Consider the following 18,517-nt stretch of genomic DNA (forward strand, 5'->3'; position numbering starts at 1 on the left):
CCGTTATTTTTCAAAATATGAGACAAGCCCCACAAAGTCTATTGATTGAAGCTTGACTGAGAAAATAAATAAGACTAAAACCGACCACATGGAGAGGACGATACGACGTGGTAAAAGACAAAATTAATCAAGGATTTACTTTAGTTGAATTGATGGTAACACTCGCTGTTGCAGCCATCATATTAGCTATTGCTGCCCCTAGTTTTTCTCAAATGATTCGAGACCACCGCCTTATCACGACAGCAAATGATTTTATGGGCACCATGCAACTGGCACGCAGCGAAGCTATCAGAAGAGGCATTCAAGTCACCATGCTACCGATTACCAATGGTGACTGGAGTAGTGGTTGGAATGTATTTACTGACTGGGATGCTGATGAATCGCTTGGAGATGTAGGGGCAGCTTGTGCAGAGAATCAGGATTGCTTTCTATCTCAACAAAATGCATTGGACAGCGTTACGTCAGTCGCTGCCGGAAATACAGGCAGTGGATTTCGGTTTATGCCGACAGGTGAAATTCTATCCACACTAGGTTTCCCAAATGGCAATATCACTTTTTGCTCGACAGGCAGCAATGAAAGAATTATTACCGTGAACCAGTCAGGTAGTAGCAGAATTTCTATCGGGAATGTTTGCCCATGATGAGACGTCAACAAACCGGCTTTACCTTACTGGAAGTTATGGTGGCAGTATTTGTCTTAGCTATAGGTTTACTTGGTATGGCACATTTACAAGTCACCACCCTCAAGGCCAACTCAACCGCAGGCCTCAAAACCCAAGCTAATATTCTTGCTGGCAGCATACTAGAGCGCATGAAAGCCAATACCACGGCAGCCTATGCAAAAAACTATGACATTCTTTTTAATCAAGGTACGCCAGCTGGCAATAGTGTTTCTGATACGGATGTTCGAGAATGGCGAGCGGCTTTAGCAGCCTATCTTCCTGCAGGTGAAGGACAAATTGTGTGTGGCAACTTTCTTGTGAACCAGCCCTTCATTTGTACGATCACGGTGAGATGGTCAGATATTCAAATTGGTGATGAGAATACTAATTATGGTGACTATGCGACCTCGACAATGGTTCTGGAAAGTGCAATATGAATAAAGAAAAAGGGTTTTCTCTAGTCGAATTGATGGTGGCACTTGTCATAGGCCTTTTACTGATTGCTGGGGTAATAGAGTTATTCGTTAGTACGCGTCAAACCTATCGTGTACAAGATATGAAAGCGCGCATGCAAGAAGATGGACGCTATGCAATTCATCACATTTCATCGCTTTTAGACCGCGCCGGTTACATCGGTTGTAACTCTATCCCTACAGGGAATAGAGGGGCTGCAGGAAGAAATTCAGGGGGTACAGGTAGAAGCCTAGTCAATAATCTGAACACGGCAAATAATTATTTCTGGGACATAGGTGGTGCCCCAGTCTTAGGCCACGAAGCAGATAACAACGGTGGCTGGTCTCCCGCATTACCTGCTGGAATCAATCAAGCGATAGCAGGTAGTGATGTATTTACCTTACGTACAGTGAGCAATGTCTTTATTGAAGTGAGTCATTTCGATAGCAGTTTAGGCCCCTCTGCTCCGGTTAAAATTCCACAGGATAATCCTCTGGATGACTGCGATCCGGCGACAGAAGCAAAGCCTGGTGAGTGTGCTAACATCGTGATTGCTTCTGACTGCAATAATAGCGTGATTTTTCAGGTGACCAATGATCCCTCAGTAGACGGCAATCTTGAACATGAAACAGGTATCGGTACACCTGGAAATAGTAGAGTTGACTTGGGACTATCTGGCCTAAGTCAGGGCTGGTTAAATACCATCACTACACATACTTTTTTTATTCGAAATGGCCCCAGTAATTACCCTTCTCTTTATCAGATGGTGCTAGGAAAAAATCCAGATGTACTTATCGAAGGTGTCGAACAGATGCAGGTGGAGTATGGTGTCGATACCAGCAATAACGGTAGTGTAGACCAATATGTCAAAGCAAATGCAGTGGCTGACTGGGAGCAGGTTATCAGTGTTCGCATCTCCTTAGTCATGATCAATATTGACCCTCAACAAAATGATAATGTGGCATTAGGGGATGGCACCTATACCCTCGAGGGCAATGTCATCACCCCAGATGACGGCAGGTTGAGGCAAGTCTTTACCAAAACAATAACGCTCAGGAACCGTATATTATGAAAATTCAACAATCAGGTGCGGCCTTGATTGTCAGTCTCATTATGCTGTTATTGCTGACCATGATAGGAATCTTTGCCATGCGTACAGGTGTCATGGAAGAAAAAATGGCAGCTAATCAAATTGACAGAGATATAGCGTTTAAAGCAGCTGAAGTGGCGTTACGAGCTGGTGAAGGTACCGTCTTAAACTGGGTTAATCTGCCAATTTGTTCCGATACTGGTGCCCCCGGGTGTTGGACCAAACAATCTATGGATCCTGTCGGCACAGATGCGACCCCTTGGTGGCTTCAACGTAACGCCGCCTGGTGGACTGCAAATGGCACAGCCGCCACCCAACCACAAGGTGCTGTCAGCCCACCACGTTATGTCATTGAAGAAATTATAAAACCCGGAAATAGTAACGGTAATAAGCCTCGAGACCAGCAACAAGGTGGTGCTAAGTTCTACCGCGTTACTGCCCGCGGTGTGGGTGGCTCAGTGCAATCCGTGGTCCTTTTACAGTCTGTCGTTCGTATGAGGTAAAAATATGAATAAATTATCCTCTTTCACAGCGCTCGTATTATTGGGTATTTACTCGCTGACATCTTCAGCAGCTAATCTCAACATCAGTAATGTGCCACTCTATCTCGGTGGTGTGGTTGCACCGAATATCATGTTTACACTTGATGATTCAGGTTCAATGCAATGGGAGGTCATGCCTGATGAGAATTTACATTATGCGAATTACCTGTTCCCTAGACCGTCCAGTCTTTATGGTGGTGTTACCTACAGTAACCAGGTACCAAACTTTGATGACGATAACGTCCATAACTTCTTTTCACGCTCATCTGTCAACAACGCAGTGTTCTACAACCCAGATGTGACTTATGTGCCTTGGAGTAAGGCTGATGGCACGAGTATGGGGAATGCGAATCCATCAGCTGCGCTATATAACCCGGCCGATCCTTCACGTGGAAGTATCAACTTAAAAACTCAACAAACACAATATTCATGCTGGTTCAAACATGGCAGTAGCCTCAGTAGTGCTTATGGAGACCCATGCAATGGTAACCATAGTTTTTGGCCCATCACATACTACAAATACAATGGCAGCGCTTCTGACTCAGAGGCATTGCGATTAGATCGCTCTCGCTATACACGGGTAAGAATTACCGACTCCACTTCAGCTAGTACAACATTCACCAGTCCAAACGGTACGACTCGAACTCGTGATGAAGAAATACAAAACTTTGCTAACTGGTTTCAATATTACCGCTCAAGAATTTTGACAGCTCGTGCTGGTGTAGGCCGCGCATTTGCCACCCAATCCGAAAATTCCCGTGTAGGTTTTGCTGCAATAAACGAGGGTAGCCGCACTATCGATGGTGTCAGCAGTAACAGAGCCCTCATCAGAGGCGTCAGAAAATTTAGCGGTGCGAACAGGACCGCATTTTACGATAACCTCTACGATCATGTGATTAACAATTACGGTACGCCACTCAGGTCAGCTGCAGCCAGTGTAGGCCAATATTACGAAAGAACCGACAACAGAGGACCATGGGGAGCTAACCCAGGTACTGATGACTCCTCTGCTCACCTGACTTGTCGTCAGAGCTATCATATTCTTACTACAGATGGCTACTGGAATGGCGGCAGCCCTGGGCTTGGAAATGTCGATAATAACAACGGCACCACCATCAGTGGTCCCAATGATGACGATTATACGTACATTGCATCTCCCCCTTTCTCTGACTCATGGTCAAATACACTGGCTGATACAGCCATGCACTACTGGAAACGGGATCTTCGGACAGACTTAGAAAATGAAGTACCAACCAACACGGAAGATCCAGCATTTTGGCAACACATGGTCACATTCACTGTGGGGCTCGGGGTCAAAGGCTCACTCGACCCAGAGAATGATTTAGACGCGCTTTCAGCCACACCTCCGACCAAATCATGGCCTGACCCGGGAAGTTCAAACCCAGCAAAAATAGATGACTTATGGCATGCTGCAGTCAATAGTCATGGTAATTTTTTCAGTGCTGCTGATCCTGATGAGTTTGCCGAATCACTTGCTGGCATTTTACAAAATATCACATCGAGAACTTCGTCCTCCGCTGCTGTTGCCGTTAACTCGGGTGCCATAACTAGTGACAGTAAAGTCTATCAAGCCCGTTTTAACAGTGGCGACTGGACAGGACGACTACTAGCGTTTGGCTTTGATGACGATGGACAATTATTACCTTCAGCATTGTGGGATGCTGCTAATAAAATTCCAAGCGCCGACCAACGAGTGATATTCACCTCTGATGGTAATAATGGTTATGCATTTGACTGGAACGCATTGAATTCTAGTCAAAAATTATTATTAGGCAGCGAAGATGTATTGAATTATCTGCGTGGTAACCAATCGAAAGAGCAGAGTAAGTCCGAGGGTATCTATAGAACACGAACTAAATTACTTGGCGATATTATTAATTCCTCTCCAGTGTTACTTGGTCCTCCTAGATCAGATTATTACGATCAATGGGGCAATAGATCAGAAGATGATGAGCCAGAAGATTCTGTCCTATATTCTGAGTTTGTCAGCACCTATCTGAACCGAACCGCTATGATTTATGTAGGGGCGAATGATGGTATGTTGCATGCGTTTGATGCTGATTCTGGAGTTGAAAAGTTTGCCTACGTCCCGAATAGTGTCTATGACAACTTGAAAGAATTATCATCCCCCAGCTACTCACACAAATATTACGTTGATGCCAGTCCGACTGTTGTGGATGCCTTTTTTGATGGCAGCTGGCATACAGTACTTGTTTCAGGTCTTGGTGCGGGTGGTCAAGGTTACTTTGCCTTGGATATTACGGATCCTTCAGCATTTTCAAATGAAACAGAATCAGCTAAAAAAGTGTTGTGGGAATTTACCGATAAGAATGATCCCGATATGGGATACACAATGGGACAAGCAAATATTGTTCGTTTGAACAACGGTAAATGGGCAGCCTTATTTAGTGGCGGGTACAACAATACTTTTGATAATGACGCTGATGGCAGTGCAAATAATGCAAGTCATGACAGTGATGATGGCAATGGTTATATCTATATCGTAGATTTAGAAACCGGTAGCCTGATTCGTAAGTTTGATACACAAACAGGCAAAAATGAGGATCCAACCGAACAGTTTAGACCAAATGGAATCGCCACGCCGACAGCTATCGACACAAACCAGGATGGCACCACCGATCTAATATATGCCGGTGATATGTTTGGTAATGTTTGGAGCATTGAAATTGGTAGCAATAATAAGAATGAATGGGACTTTACATACAGAGATGCGGATACCAATAAACCACTGCCCTTATACTCAGCGTGTTTCGGGACAAGCTGTAACAAAGACAACATTCAACCAATTACAACACCAGTTAAAGTAGAGCTTCATAGCGAAAAAAATGGCTATTTACTTTTATTTGGTACCGGTAAATATTTTGAAGTTGGTGACAATACTCCAGTTGATCAAGTTACACAGAGTTTTTATGCTATTTGGGATCCGAGAGTATATGATGCTGATACATCCTCCTATACACGTTATGCATTTTCTCGGGCTCAACTTAATAAGAGAGCATTGGCTGAGTTCACGATTCTAGGCACAAACTATCGAACAATTTCGGCCTCAGAATCAGATAAAATCATTAACTGGGGTACAGCTAACACTGATGACCGAGGCTGGTATGTTGACTTAGTCAGTGCATCATCAGGTGAAAATAGTGGTGAAAGACAAGTTTCTGAAGCCATTATCCGAGATGAAAAAGTGATCTTTACGTCACTTGTGCCATCAGAAGATGCATGTGATTTTGGTGGTAGTAGTTGGTTAATGGAATTAGACTATTACACGGGACTACCTCTGAACTATCAGCCGCTGGATATCAATGGCGATGGTGTGATTGATGCAAATGATCTCTATGTAGATACTGATGGTGACGGTGAGCCAGATACCGAGGTGCCAGTTGTCGCAGGTAAAGGCTATGACAGTATCATTTCTCCACCTAAAATCAGCAGACGTGTTCCTGGTTCTGGCTCCACTGAAGTGAAATTTATGAGTGATGCCGAGACAGGTGAGCTTATTTTAGAAGAAGAGTCTTCAAGTGAGGATGCGATAGGAAGACGATCTTGGATTCAACTGACTGATTAAGGACATATGTATGTTTAAAAAAATTATTTAACCATCCTCTCTGTGTTATTAATACCAATGTCAGTATTTGCACAGACTTTTAGTCAGAGTGGAACAGTAACGGACTCATCGCTATCCTCAGATAGATTAGTGATTTCTAATCAAGAGTATCTTATCGACCATAATACAGTCGTGCATGGTCTTGTACCACAAGGGGAAAAAGGTCCTATCGTGAATAAAGACACAGCCATAGGCTTTAACACAAGTCGCTATACAGATGATGAGATCCCCTATATCACTGAAATATGGTTATTAAATGAATAACATAAAATATAGAGAAAATGGTTTTACACTTATCGAATTGATGGTTGTGGTTGTCATTCTCGGTATTTTGGCTGCCATTGCTTATCCATCCTATCAAGAGCAAGTCAGGCAAACTCGACGAGCTAATGCTCAGGCTGATTTAATGGAACTGGCAAGTTATATGGAGAGGTATTACACAGAAAACTTTACTTACGTAGGCACACGGGGTGCCTTACCTTTTGCTCAGTCACCTAAGACTGGAACAGCCTATTACACTATCGTTGTAGCAGCGAATCCTACGGCGACAAGTTATCAATTAGTGGCAACAGCCCAAGGGAGCCAAGCAAATGACGTCAACTGCACCCCCTGACAATAACTCAGACAGGTGCCACTGGTCCAGCTGGTTGCTGGTAGAAACATATAAAATACCCTAATAAAAAAGCCGACTAACGTCGGCTTTTTTACTTTTCTCATATACTGACTTAACTTTGATCTACTTGTATCTGACCACTAGTAATCAAAGAGTTGATAATATCTGCATTTGACATACCAGATGCATCACTACCAACCAGTTGATCAATACTGGTATTTTGTAAGGTGATTGTTTGTGTCATATCACCACCATCGCCTTCTGGGGTTAGCGAAAGTACAACATCGCTACCTTGTTCAGCGACTGAGATATAATCGGTAATATCATTACTTTCTTCTCCCTGCAGAATATCAGAAAGATCCAATACATCACCTTCACTGCCATTAAAATCAGTGACAATATCAGCAGCAGGGCTGGCAGCTGAGCCTTGATCACCTGAGTTCCAGATAAACAAGTCTGCGCCTTCACCACCAGTAAGGATATCATTGCCGCCACCGCCGACAAGCGTATCATCCCCTTCACCACCAAGTAGAATATGCTCACCATCACCACCGACGAGAATATCGTCTCCTGAACCACCATCCAGGGTTTCCGTCACTATTGGTGAGTCATTGACTGTTGCTGTGCTTCCACCATTTACAGAGTCCGACTCATAAGACCCATCGAGACTGGTTCCATCACTGAAAGAGACCTTAAAAGGCACTTCTCGTGATCCAAAATCTTCACCTCTCGTCATCCCCCGGCCATCAGTATCAATACCGAAGGTGAGAGTCTCTCCATTCGTGAAAGTACCAGGTTCAAACGTGATGACTAGCTCATCAGTATCGCCACCTGTAACCATCTGAATGTCATCACTTGATATAGTTGAACCATCACCGAGGGTGAAGGTATAGCTATCGGTTCCTACCTGATCAAAAAAGGCATTATATTCGGCTAAGGAGATACGTACCTCCGTGACATATAATGCAGCAGCGGCTAATGCAGTCAAAGTGAAAGAAAACTGATTATCATTGCCCGTACCAGTTTGTCCTGGACTTACCCTGGCAATGACTTCTCTTTCACCTGAATTATATGTACCGCCTGTACCGCCTATCAGAACATCATTACCAGCGCCGCCATAGATAAAATCAACGTCGTTGCTACCAATTAGAATTTCATCTCGGAATGTGCCTTCCAACAGACTTCCATTCACCTGTGTAACAGAGACATTGGCAGAATCTTGTTGACTGCCTGCCTGATTCTGATAGCTGAAACTGCCGCCATTACTATTGGCATCATTGAAGGTCACACTATTACCATTGACTGAAGCACTATCGGAGTCCGATGGAGCACTAACTCCATTTAGGGAGTATGTTTCACCATCAGCACCACTATCATTAGCAAATAAAGCCCAATCAGGTATATCAACGGAGCTTTGATTAGTAATAACGACGTCATCACTGACGACTAACGTAGATAAATCCACATCGACATCGATAGTAAATGAGTTACTAGCACTATCACCATCGCCATCAGTGACCGCGTAGGTTATTTCTTCAGTGAAGGTACCACTTGCAGAATCCCCTACTGTATAGGTGTATTCACCATTATCCATATCAACCGTTAAAACACTTCCATTAGCGGTTGTAATCGTCCATACGTGTGTTGTCACATCAAAACTGGCGACAGCGCTACCGACAGAGGCTGTATTCGTGAATTGATTGTAAGTATAGTCAACACCATCGATCGTAATCTGACTAATCCAACCGCCATCGGCTCCTGCACTTGATGGGAGTCCGCCGTCGAGTAGATCGCCAGAGACACTATTGCCTGTGACAGTACTTGTTAAAGTGTCACTAAGCTGAGAAAAATCCGTCACTGTAATGACCGGGATTTCTGAACTATTGACACCGTCATAAGCTATCGGCGCTAATTCCTCAGATACAGCATCTGCCCCCATACCTAGGGCGTATGAAGTGATGCCATTATCAATTAAAAACTGTTCCCAGGCCTGTTGCTCACTGCTATCAATGCCCACACCAATAAAATTGCCATCAGCATCGGTTTGATTACTTTCATTTGGTGCGCCATCAGACATGAAGTAAGCAATATTCCGTGCACCGTCTAATTTGCCTGTATCATTAAAGGCATCTATCGCCTCTCGAATAGCATCATCATAATTTGTTTCACCAGTTGCAGAAAGTGAGTTGATGATGTCTTTTGCTGTGGCAGTGTCAACCCAGAGGCTGGTTGGATTCTCAGCATTATTGTTAAATGTCACTAAGTTCACCATGACATCACCAAGGGCTTCGTACTGCTCGATTAAGTTCAAGCTGGATTTAATCATTACTTCCAGTTTCGTCATGCCCTGAAACTCAGCAGATCCATTCATGCTGTTAGACGTGTCAAGGATCAATAGTAGATTTGTATCAACTGATTGTCCTAGCGTTGTTGCACGTTGTTCCGGATTTGCGACAGGCGCATCATCTTGCACTGTAACGTTGAAACTAGCTGACGATGTGCCACCGAGGTCATCAGTTACGTTAACGTTTACATTTATGTTTTCAACAACACCATCGACATCACGTAACGGTTGGAGAAGCTCAACGGTGTAGGATGCTTGCGAATTTGAAATATTACTGAGTGATACTGTAAAAACCTGGTTAGCTGAGTCACTAGAATCTGTTCCACTGATGTAACCTATCAATGTCCCTGTAGAACTATCCCAAACGGTGTCTATCGCTGAACCATCAAGTGTTAATAAATCAGTGGTATCACCTGTGGTGGACAAGGAAATAGAGCTTAAATCATTTCCACCGAGTTCCAAGCTAATCGTTTGTGTCGATGTTGCCGAACCACCTGATATTCCGTTCACTAGTCCGCCTTCAGAAACCAAACTGGATGGCGCCTGGATAACAATATCACCTGGTGGCGGAGGAGGCGGTGGCGGCTCAATTGGCGGTACATCAGACTGTTCAGGATCATTATCATCAATAAACAGCAGATCTGCCTCAGGAAAGTCATAAGTATTGCTGACGCCAACGGTATCAAATCCTGCCTCGGGTATTCTTTCCGGCTCTAAATAGTCGACAAAGACCGCATCATGGCCTTCATTTCCCGCCGCATTACCCGCGCCAGCAGCAGTTTCTTCAGCAGCTTGTGTAGGATCTTGCCCTTCTAAAATAGCCTGTTGGATAGCATCAACATCGTCACTAACAGACTCTTCATTATCAGCAACGTCAATATTGACTGGATCAAATACTTCACTATCCAGCAATGCTTGAGAGCTTCGGCCCAGATCCATGACACTGCCGTCTGCAAACTCGATTTCAATGGCACCTTCTGCCCCTGTTGAAATCAAATCATTGGCATAGACCACATCACCCACTTGTAGTGTTCTTACAGAACCATCCGTGGAGGTGGCTGTTACAGCGCCAATGAGCGCTTTTACAACACCAATTTCTGTAGCCATATTTATTCCCCTGATCGCTGTACTGGAATAGCCAGCACGCGTAACTTATTCATCATGTCGTAATATTGCCCTGAGAGCCTTATTTGATCTACTGTACTTTGGTACTACACCCGCCGTTAAATGTGAAACTGTTCACATTTTTCAAATTCTTGATGGCGAATTCCTGCTTTTGAAAGCAATATCAGTACCATTAATTTCAACTAAGGGAGGAATGAGCTATCAGCTCTTGATGAGATTTTGCCGTTTTTCTTCTTTAGCTAGGTGATCAAGTACATCCGTCACTAACTTTCTAGGAATCCAGGCTTCCCCATCATGCACAACACGCACAGCTCTAACAATAGCATGCCGTTGTTCGTAAGCTACAAATCCTCGACATGTAAAAGCAGACAGCTTTAATTGTTCGTAAGTTGCAGGTTTATCGGTAATAATAATCGTTTTTGTATGCGGTGAACGCAAATTAACATAGAAGCAGAGCTCATCAGCTGAAAGTTCGTCAGTCCGGTCTGAAATGACTAGCACATCAGGCTTAGATTTTGCGATCGCTTCCAGAAGTATTTCAAAGGAAGAGTCATATAATGCATTGGTCGTAATGTTATGCTGGCTCTGCAACAGAGCGAGTTCTTTCTTTATATCAGAACCAACCAGACACACATTTATCATGCATAAACCTCAAGCATTTTTGCCAATAACTGCCATTTTTGATCCCAACCAATAAGCGGTGATTGCCGGTAACTACTTCTCACATATTGCTGCATCTGACCTTCCACCACAGCAAGTAGTAAATTAGCCGTTTCATTTACAGGCCTTCCTCCGGCCTGAGTCAACGTCAACTCGCGCTCTCTAAGGATCTGCCTAAACTGCGTTTCTAAACGGTCAAAAAATTGACTCACTCGCTGTCTTAATCGTTCTGTTTCCCCGGTTAAAGCTGCGCCCATTAATACACTGGTGATCCCCGGATTTTTGGTTGAAAACCCAAGCAGAAGCGTCATGATTTTCTCAATACGGTGCAACGCATTTTGTTCGTCTTGCAAAATACGTTGAATCAAGCCAAACACCGTGTCTTCAGCGAAACCAATTAAACCTTCAAACATCCTGGCTTTACTTGGAAAATGTCTATAAAGAGCCGCTTCAGACACGCCTAAACTCGCAGCGAGCTTAGCGGTTGTGATACGTTGTCCGGGACGCTGTTCTAGTTCTGATGCAAGCGCTTCCAGAATATCCTGACGTCGTGAACGTTTTGTTTCAGCTCTACTCGTTTGCACAGCCTCGCTCATCGACCACCTCCACGAATCAAAGTCCCTACCCCTTCATCAGTAAACATTTCTAGTAAAACAGCATGCTGAACACGCCCATCAATGATATGTGCAGTCGTCACACCCGACTGAACAGCGTCTAGTGCACAGCCTATTTTGGGGAGCATACCACCATATATGACCCCTTCGTCAATTAACTCATTGACTTGCTTAGCATTTAATCCAGTTAATAATTCACCATCAGCATCTAATAGTCCGGCAGTGTTAGTGAGTAGAATTAACTTCTCAGCTTGAAGAACTTCTGCAATCTTTCCTGCCACCAAATCAGCATTGATGTTGTATGACTCACCATCTTTACCAACACCAACTGGCGCGATGACGGGAATGAAATCACTGTGTATCAGCATATCAATCACGCTGGTATCAATGCTCGCGACTTTACCGACATGACCTAAATCGATTAATTCTGATGGTTTGATATCAGGCGACCCGGTTATCTGCAGTTTCTCAGCAAAAATTAAACTGCCATCCTTACCTGTTAAGCCCACAGCTCTACCACCGTGATTATTAATTAAGTTAACTATACTTTTGTTAACTTGACCGCCCAACACCATTTCTACGATATCCATGGTTTCACGGTCAGTAACGCGCATACCATTCACAAATTCACTTTGCTTACCAACCCGCTGTAGTAACTCACCGATTTGCGGGCCTCCACCATGAACAATGACCGGATTAATCCCTACTGCTTTGAGTAACACCACATCTCTGGCAAAACTGTTTTTTAGGGCTTCATCGACCATGGCATTACCACCATATTTGATGACCAGTGTTTTGCCAGAAAACCGCTGAATGTAAGGCAAAGCTTCAGTTAATACCTGAGCGATATGGGTAGCACGTTGTGTGTTTAAACTCATTCTTATTAGTCTTAATTAAATTATAGTTTTAATGCCAGAGTGGGTTTCACTTGCTGCATTTGCTCCACAAACAACTGTTTGATTCTTTCTAACTCAACATCATTTGTGGCTTCAAAACGTAATGTCAACGCAGGCAATGTATTTGAAATACGCACTAATCCCCAGCCATCAGCATAATCCACACGAATACCATCAACCGTCGAAACGTCACCACCATCTGCATTGAAATTGCTTATGAGCGTCGTCATAAACCGTTTGGCTTCTGGGTAAGGCATGTTCACCATAATTTCAGGTGTTGATACACGTTGACTAATTTCAGAGAACAACTGGGTAGGTGTTCGTGACATCGGATCGGCGGCTAATAACTCGATTAACCTTGCTGCGGCATATGTCGCATCATCAAATCCATACCAGCGGTCATTAAAGAAGAAATGTCCGCTCATTTCAGCAGCCAACGCGGCATTATACTGTCGCATTTTATTTTTGATAACAGAATGTCCAGATGGCACCATCATTGGCTCACCACCCGCAAAGCGTATCACGCCCTCAAGCAAACTCGTACTTTTTACATCATAGAGTATCGTAGCCCCTGGCGACTTTTCCAGAACATCCCTTGAAAACAAGATCATAAGTTGATCCGGCCAGATTATATTGCCTTGCGTATCGACCACACCAAGGCGATCACCATCTCCATCCACGGCAATACCCAGCTCTGCTCCTGTAGATTTCACTTCAGAGATGAGTGATTTTAAGTTTTCTGGTTCGCCTGGATTAGGGTGATGATTAGGGAACCGGCCATCAACTTCACAGAATAACTCAATGACATGGCAGCCTATTTCTTTGAGCACTTTAGGTAATACTTTACCTGCAACACCATTGCCACAGTCCACTACCACTTTGATTTTGCGCTCGGGTTTTACCTCAGTTTTTATTCTTTGAATATAGGCATCTGTCACATCCGTTGCACTGATGTTGCCTCGTCCTATTTCAAATGCACCCGTTTTAATACGGCGGTATAAGGCGTGAACTTCATCACCTTCAAGCGTTTTTCCGGCGATAACGAGTTTTATTCCATTGTAATTAGCAGGATTGTGACTGCCTGTGATCATCGCGCCAGAATGCGTATTTAAATGCTCACATGCGAAATAGACCACAGGTGTGGGCACCTGCCCAAGATCAACCACATGACAACCTGTATTGGTAACACCGCGCATGAATGCTTTAGCTAAAGGTTGACTGCTTAAACGTCCATCATGACCAACAACTAACTCGGACACGCCTTGCGCCAACATTTGACTGCCCACAGCGCGACCAATCAATGTCATCACGGGAACAGTTAACTGCTCACCCACAATACCTCTAATGTCATACGCTCTGAATATGCCTTCATCAGGCATATTCTGTGCTGACGGTGGATTCAACTCCAGTTTCTTTTCTGGTGTTAACTGACTTTGCTGAGTATCTTCATGGAAGCTTTCTTTTGCTTCCTCGGGGCTCTCATCGACTTCTAATTCAAAATTAATAGTTGGCTCAGGTGACGTTTCTTTTCCGTCTGAAGAGTCGGGTTCAATAAAGATAGAAGAATCATTCTTGTCCGTCTTTTCTTCTTCATCATTTAATTCGAGCTCAAGAACATCAGAACGGTTGTCAACGGTTTCATCAAGACGATTAGATTTGAATTCATCAGTCACCATCTCATCATCTATTTGCTGAGGGGATGTCATCTCAGCATCTTTGTTCTCGTATGGTTGGTCATAATCAATAACGTCATGATTGCTAGGCTCATTATCAGTAATTAACGACGTCTCTGTTTCAGCACTTAAGTCTGCTTCAGTTGCCTCATCATCTATGACAAAAACGCTGTTTGGTTCATCCACGGGGACGGGACGTTTCTTTTCTGGAATCGCCAATTGTTGAATAAACTCTCGAACGCCATAAAACTCCTGGAAAATCAGTGGGTATTTTGGTTTGAGTTTGACGTCTTGTAGATCATGAAGCTGCTCTTCCAGCGTATCGGCATCTGATCGTAATAATTTTTTCTGCCACCATTCTCGCACCCACCATATCAGTGCAATTAATAGCATCACAGGTAGAAATATCATCCATAGCGATGCACTAGTTGCAAGCGGTGCGGCCCAGAGTTTCACTTGCCAGTATGAATTGGATATTGGCTGACTAACAACAGGATCGGCATGTTTATATTGACTGTTGCCGAGCGTTGTCAGAATGCCCAGTGACATATCGCCCTGAGTAATTTCAACATACGCACCTGGAAGCAATCCTGGATTAATCATTTGGATATCGACAGGCTCAAGCGCAACTGCCACCGCCGCATACTGTTGCTCATCATCAAGAGGTACTTTCGCCGCCAATAAAATATGATCTGCCTGGCCATCCTGCATGATCATAGCGACATCAGCCTGCGCTTCTGTATTCAGTTGCCGCAAGCTTTTTAAGGAAGCATAGGTAATTGACAGGCAAGCTTCACGTGTAGGCGAATCATACTCTTGTGTGATTAAACATACGGCCTTGGCTGTTGGAAAAAAGTGTTCGCTACTGTCTTCCAGTCGTCAATTTCGAAGATATTCTTAGTTTTTGCCAATTGCTTGGTTTCGTCTAACTCAGCCAGCCTCAGCGTTTGTTGCTGCCAAGCTGTAATTTGTTGCTGATAACTCGCAACAACCGCATCGATAATCTGTTGGTTATGTTGGCGCTCACTACTTTCTTGTGCTGTATTGGCCTTTTTATCAGCGAACAGGACGGCAATGCATAGCAATACGAGCACGGACAATAACAACATACTACTAACGAGCCTGCTTCCCAGCGCTATCGCGAGCTTATCCTTCATCGCCATGCCCATCCCCTTTGCTTACTTTTACTGACGACCGGTATGGCCAAACCCACCCGTTCCGCGCTCCGATGAACTGAATTCATCAACTTGCTCAAATCCTACCTGCACGACAGGCACAAATACCATTTGTGCAATCCGTTCTCCCACGCTGATTTCAAAACTATCGCTACCGCGATTCCAGCAGGAAACAAAGACTTGCCCCTGATAGTCACTATCAATCAGTCCAACCAGATTGCCTAAAACAATACCGTGTTTATGACCTAGCCCGGAACGTGGCAATAACACAGCCGCCAGACTGGCATCATCAATATGAATAGCCAGGCCTGTGGGAATTAACACTGTTTCGCCTGGAGCAAGAGTGACAGACTCATCAAGACAAGCACGCAGATCTAAACCGGCCGAACCTGATGTTGCATAATCGGGCAGTGCAATCGTGTCGCCAAGGCGAGGGTCAAGAATTTTTAATTGAATTTTTTGCATAGAATCTTTTTATTATTAATGTCATCAGTTCTCGCGCCAACTGAGTTTTAGGCATCAGTGGCAATGTTTGTTCACCATCATTCCATATCACATGCAAAGCATTGTCATCGACAGCAAACCCCTGTTTTTGTCCAACCCAATTCGCTGCGATCATATCGAGCTTTTTTCGTTCTAATTTCGACTGTGCATATTCCACCAGGTTTTGTGTTTCTGCAGCAAAGCCAACAACAAATGATGGCCTATTGTGGCTTGTCGTTACAGCCGACACAATATCTTTTGTTGGCTGGAGTTCTATTTGTAACGGCTGTTTTTCTGTTTTTTTGATTTTTTCTTGCTCAAACAGTTTAGGTCGGTAATCAGCCACTGCGGCACAGCTAATGAAAATATCACATGATTCCAAGCTGGCATCAACTGCATTTGCCATTTGTTCCGTCGTTTCCACATCAATCCGTTTCACGCCTGTGGGCGTTGTCAGACTGACCGGGCCGCTAATCAGCGTCACGTTTGCACCTGATTCTCTGGCCGCCTGAGCTAAAGCAAAGCCCATTTTCCCCGAACTTCTGTTACCAATAAATCTAACAGGATCTATCGGTTCGTAGGTCGGGCCAGCTGTAATCATGACGTGTTTGTCTATTAACTGGCCTGGCACCATCAACCGACTTAATTCCTCAATAATAGCCAAAGGCTCGAGCAATCTACCTTCTCCCTGTTCGCCGCAAGCCTGGTCGCCACTAGCAGGACCAATCACATGAATGCCGCGATGCCGCAGCAAGCTGAGATTGCTCTGTGTGGCAGTGTTGGACCACATTTTATTATTCATGGCCGGGGCGACAGCAATTGGCGCTTCAGTTGCCAGGCAAACAGCACTCAGTAAGTCGTCAGCACGACCGGCAACCAGCCTCGACAGGCAGTCAGCGGTTGCCGGGGCAATCACTATCCAATCTGCCCAACGAGCTAAGGCAATATGTCCCATTGCGGACTCTTCATCAGCGTCCAACAAGGTCATCGCTACAGGATGCCCACTCAATGTCTGCAATGTCAGTGGTGTAATAAATTCGGCCGCGCCATGTGTCATGACGACACGCACTTCAGCACCAAACTCTTTCAAGCGACGAATTAAATCTGCGGCTTTATAAGCAGCAATACTTCCTGTAACGGCGACAACAATTTGTTTGTTTTTTAGGGATGAAACATTGCTCATTCGCCATCTTTCCTCATCGCAAGTTCACGCAGTGTTAAATCACCTAAGACCTCGGCTTGAGCATCACCAATATCTTTAAGTAATTTGTTCACATCTTTATCCATCATACCTTTGACATGATAGGCACTGTTCTCTTCGGCAGTGCGTAAACAGTTCAATAATGCTGCTACCTTGATTGTTGCCACATCACGCGAGGGCACATAACGTGTTTCATCACCAGCAATTTCAATAAGAAACCCGCCTTTTTCAAGACTGGTGAGTAAATCCTGAACAGCATTATTCGTCAGTCCGGTTTGCTCTTCCAAGTGTTGAATCGTTAGCGGAGGTTGATTTTGACAAAATCGTCTCGCAATCACTGTCATCAGCCAAAGTCCTTCTCGTTCCCGTAGTCGAGGACTTAATATCAACGGTTTACCTGCTAGTTTAACCAACTTAGGATGCTGAAGATAAAAGGCTACCTGAGATCCTGTTAATAGGATGAACCACGCGAGATATAACCAGATCATAAAGAAAAACAAAATAGCAAAGCTGGAATAAATCGCCGTGTAGTTGGATGAAGAAGCCACAAATTTGGCAAATACGGTGCCGACCCCAATCCATAAAGCACCCGCCACTGAAGCACCAATCAATGCCGGACTGAATTTCACTTTTGTGTTCGGTATAAAGGTGTATAAGAACGTAAATGCCGTGATAATCATCAGGTAAGGCAATAGCTTGGTGCCTATCACCAGCAATGTGCCAAAAGGCTCGATACTGCTTAATTGTTGAACAAACTCATGGTTTACAACAGTTGCCACCAGTCCCAATGCTGAAAAAATCAACACTGGGCCAATCATCACCACACTCAGATAATCCGTAAAACGTCGTGCGAATGATCGCGATCGCTTTACACGCCAGACAAAATTGAACGCATTCTCAATTTTCTGGACCAGCGCGATAATGGTGTAGAACAACATCGCCACACCAATTGAACCTAAAACGCCAACTTTGACGTTCTGCACAAAACCAATAATATTTTCCGTTATTTCGGGACCACGCTCACCCAGTGGCTCCAACAAACTCAATAACATCGGTTCCATTTGGTTATGAACACCAAACGCTTTCAAAACAGAAAACGCGACAGCAATTAAGGGGACCAGAGAAAGAATGGTGGTAAACACCAGACTCATGGCACGTAAATTCAACTCACCGGTCGCCAGTTCACGAATCATGATATATGTGACACGAATGGCATTAACCCATAAACGCCATAATGGCGAAGCATCTTCAGCAATGTCTTGCCACAAGGTTATTTCAAAAAAACGTTCAATGCGAAGGCGCTGTTTTTCATAAAAATTTAGAATGGAATTAAACATAAG

At 44.2% G+C, this 18,517-nt stretch carries 16 protein-coding genes; 7 read left to right on the forward strand and 9 right to left on the reverse strand.

The features are described 5' to 3' along the window. Window positions 1–107 precede the first annotated feature (107 nt). Genes QUE24_RS05580 through QUE24_RS05610 form a run of 7 tightly spaced genes read left to right on the forward strand, consistent with a single transcriptional unit; the run spans window position 108 to window position 7,006 of the window. Entirely contained in the window at window positions 108–641 is a 534-nt protein-coding gene (locus tag QUE24_RS05580; protein WP_286305627.1) for a GspH/FimT family pseudopilin, read from the forward strand. Continuing rightward, entirely contained in the window at window positions 638–1,099 is a 462-nt protein-coding gene (pilV, locus tag QUE24_RS05585; RefSeq protein WP_286305628.1) for a type IV pilus modification protein PilV, read from the forward strand. The genes QUE24_RS05580 and pilV overlap by 4 nt, the downstream gene beginning before the upstream one ends. Further along, window positions 1,096–2,187: a PilW family protein gene (locus tag QUE24_RS05590; protein ID WP_286305629.1), complete on the forward strand. Its 1,092-nt coding sequence runs from the start codon at window positions 1,096–1,098 to the stop codon at window positions 2,185–2,187. The genes pilV and QUE24_RS05590 overlap by 4 nt, the downstream gene beginning before the upstream one ends. Next, a complete protein-coding gene (locus tag QUE24_RS05595; protein WP_286305630.1) occupies window positions 2,184–2,708 on the forward strand; it encodes a pilus assembly PilX family protein in 525 nt (174 codons plus the stop codon). The genes QUE24_RS05590 and QUE24_RS05595 overlap by 4 nt, the downstream gene beginning before the upstream one ends. Window positions 2,709–2,712: 4 nt before the next feature. Continuing rightward, window positions 2,713–6,354 carry a pilus assembly protein gene (locus QUE24_RS05600; RefSeq protein WP_286305631.1) on the forward strand — a complete coding sequence of 1,214 codons (3,642 nt, stop codon included), beginning with the start codon at window positions 2,713–2,715 and terminating at the stop codon, window positions 6,352–6,354. A 57-nt stretch (window positions 6,355–6,411) separates the two neighbouring features. Further along, the gene (locus QUE24_RS05605; RefSeq protein WP_286305632.1) at window positions 6,412–6,657 is read left to right on the forward strand and encodes a hypothetical protein; all 246 of its coding nucleotides are present in this window, start codon (window positions 6,412–6,414) and stop codon (window positions 6,655–6,657) included. Continuing rightward, window positions 6,650–7,006: a type IV pilin protein gene (locus QUE24_RS05610; RefSeq protein WP_286305633.1), complete on the forward strand. Its 357-nt coding sequence runs from the start codon at window positions 6,650–6,652 to the stop codon at window positions 7,004–7,006. The genes QUE24_RS05605 and QUE24_RS05610 overlap by 8 nt, the downstream gene beginning before the upstream one ends. A gap of 112 nt (window positions 7,007–7,118) precedes the next feature. Here the strand turns inward: QUE24_RS05610 and QUE24_RS05615 are convergent, their stop codons facing one another. From QUE24_RS05615 to QUE24_RS05655, 9 genes are all read right to left on the reverse strand, one after another. Next, complete coding sequence (locus tag QUE24_RS05615) at window positions 7,119–10,457, reverse strand: retention module-containing protein (protein ID WP_286305634.1); 3,339 nt, start codon at window positions 10,455–10,457, stop codon at window positions 7,119–7,121. A 219-nt stretch (window positions 10,458–10,676) separates the two neighbouring features. Further along, window positions 10,677–11,117 carry a hypothetical protein gene (locus QUE24_RS05620; RefSeq protein ID WP_286305635.1) on the reverse strand — a complete coding sequence of 147 codons (441 nt, stop codon included), beginning with the start codon at window positions 11,115–11,117 and terminating at the stop codon, window positions 10,677–10,679. Further along, a complete protein-coding gene (gene slmA / locus QUE24_RS05625) occupies window positions 11,114–11,731 on the reverse strand; it encodes a nucleoid occlusion factor SlmA (protein WP_286305636.1) in 618 nt (205 codons plus the stop codon). Before slmA ends, QUE24_RS05620 begins: the two co-directional genes overlap by 4 nt. Beyond that, on the reverse strand, window positions 11,728–12,627 hold the full coding sequence (gene argB / locus QUE24_RS05630) for an acetylglutamate kinase (protein WP_286305637.1): 900 nt from the start codon (window positions 12,625–12,627) through the stop codon (window positions 11,728–11,730). The genes slmA and argB overlap by 4 nt, the downstream gene beginning before the upstream one ends. Before the next feature lie 20 nt (window positions 12,628–12,647). Next, window positions 12,648–15,074 (reverse strand): phosphomannomutase/phosphoglucomutase, encoded by a 2,427-nt coding sequence (locus QUE24_RS05635; protein WP_286305638.1) that lies wholly within the window; start codon window positions 15,072–15,074, stop codon window positions 12,648–12,650. 68 nt (window positions 15,075–15,142) lie between these two features. After that, window positions 15,143–15,481 (reverse strand): hypothetical protein, encoded by a 339-nt coding sequence (locus tag QUE24_RS05640; RefSeq protein ID WP_286305639.1) that lies wholly within the window; start codon window positions 15,479–15,481, stop codon window positions 15,143–15,145. A gap of 21 nt (window positions 15,482–15,502) precedes the next feature. Beyond that, a complete protein-coding gene (dut, locus tag QUE24_RS05645) occupies window positions 15,503–15,958 on the reverse strand; it encodes a dUTP diphosphatase (protein ID WP_286305640.1) in 456 nt (151 codons plus the stop codon). Then, window positions 15,930–17,159, reverse strand: a complete 1,230-nt coding sequence (gene coaBC / locus QUE24_RS05650; RefSeq protein WP_286305641.1) for a bifunctional phosphopantothenoylcysteine decarboxylase/phosphopantothenate--cysteine ligase CoaBC — start codon at window positions 17,157–17,159, stop codon at window positions 15,930–15,932. The genes dut and coaBC overlap by 29 nt, the downstream gene beginning before the upstream one ends. After that, window positions 17,156–18,514 carry a YihY/virulence factor BrkB family protein gene (locus QUE24_RS05655; RefSeq protein WP_286305642.1) on the reverse strand — a complete coding sequence of 453 codons (1,359 nt, stop codon included), beginning with the start codon at window positions 18,512–18,514 and terminating at the stop codon, window positions 17,156–17,158. Before QUE24_RS05655 ends, coaBC begins: the two co-directional genes overlap by 4 nt. Window positions 18,515–18,517: the final 3 nt, after the last annotated feature.

The organism is Methylophaga marina (assembly GCF_030296755.1).
Taxonomy (GTDB): domain Bacteria; phylum Pseudomonadota; class Gammaproteobacteria; order Nitrosococcales; family Methylophagaceae; genus Methylophaga; species Methylophaga marina.

Bases quoted from the DNA above. Each gene is read 5' to 3' on its own strand.
- QUE24_RS05595 (WP_286305630.1), top strand. From the start codon at position 2,184: ATGAAAATTCAACAATCAGGTGCGGCCTTGATTGTCAGTCTCATTATG.
- QUE24_RS05615 (WP_286305634.1), bottom strand. From the start codon at position 10,457: ATGGCTACAGAAATTGGTGTTGTAAAAGCGCTCATTGGCGCTGTAACA.
- argB (WP_286305637.1), bottom strand. From the start codon at position 12,627: ATGAGTTTAAACACACAACGTGCTACCCATATCGCTCAGGTATTAACT.
- dut (WP_286305640.1), bottom strand. From the start codon at position 15,958: ATGCAAAAAATTCAATTAAAAATTCTTGACCCTCGCCTTGGCGACACG.
- QUE24_RS05600 (WP_286305631.1), top strand. From the start codon at position 2,713: ATGAATAAATTATCCTCTTTCACAGCGCTCGTATTATTGGGTATTTAC.
- QUE24_RS05640 (WP_286305639.1), bottom strand. From the start codon at position 15,481: ATGGCGATGAAGGATAAGCTCGCGATAGCGCTGGGAAGCAGGCTCGTT.
- QUE24_RS05610 (WP_286305633.1), top strand. From the start codon at position 6,650: ATGAATAACATAAAATATAGAGAAAATGGTTTTACACTTATCGAATTG.
- QUE24_RS05605 (WP_286305632.1), top strand. From the start codon at position 6,412: ATGTCAGTATTTGCACAGACTTTTAGTCAGAGTGGAACAGTAACGGAC.
- coaBC (WP_286305641.1), bottom strand. From the start codon at position 17,159: ATGAGCAATGTTTCATCCCTAAAAAACAAACAAATTGTTGTCGCCGTT.
- pilV (WP_286305628.1), top strand. From the start codon at position 638: ATGATGAGACGTCAACAAACCGGCTTTACCTTACTGGAAGTTATGGTG.
- slmA (WP_286305636.1), bottom strand. From the start codon at position 11,731: ATGAGCGAGGCTGTGCAAACGAGTAGAGCTGAAACAAAACGTTCACGA.
- QUE24_RS05590 (WP_286305629.1), top strand. From the start codon at position 1,096: ATGAATAAAGAAAAAGGGTTTTCTCTAGTCGAATTGATGGTGGCACTT.
- QUE24_RS05620 (WP_286305635.1), bottom strand. From the start codon at position 11,117: ATGATAAATGTGTGTCTGGTTGGTTCTGATATAAAGAAAGAACTCGCT.
- QUE24_RS05655 (WP_286305642.1), bottom strand. From the start codon at position 18,514: ATGTTTAATTCCATTCTAAATTTTTATGAAAAACAGCGCCTTCGCATT.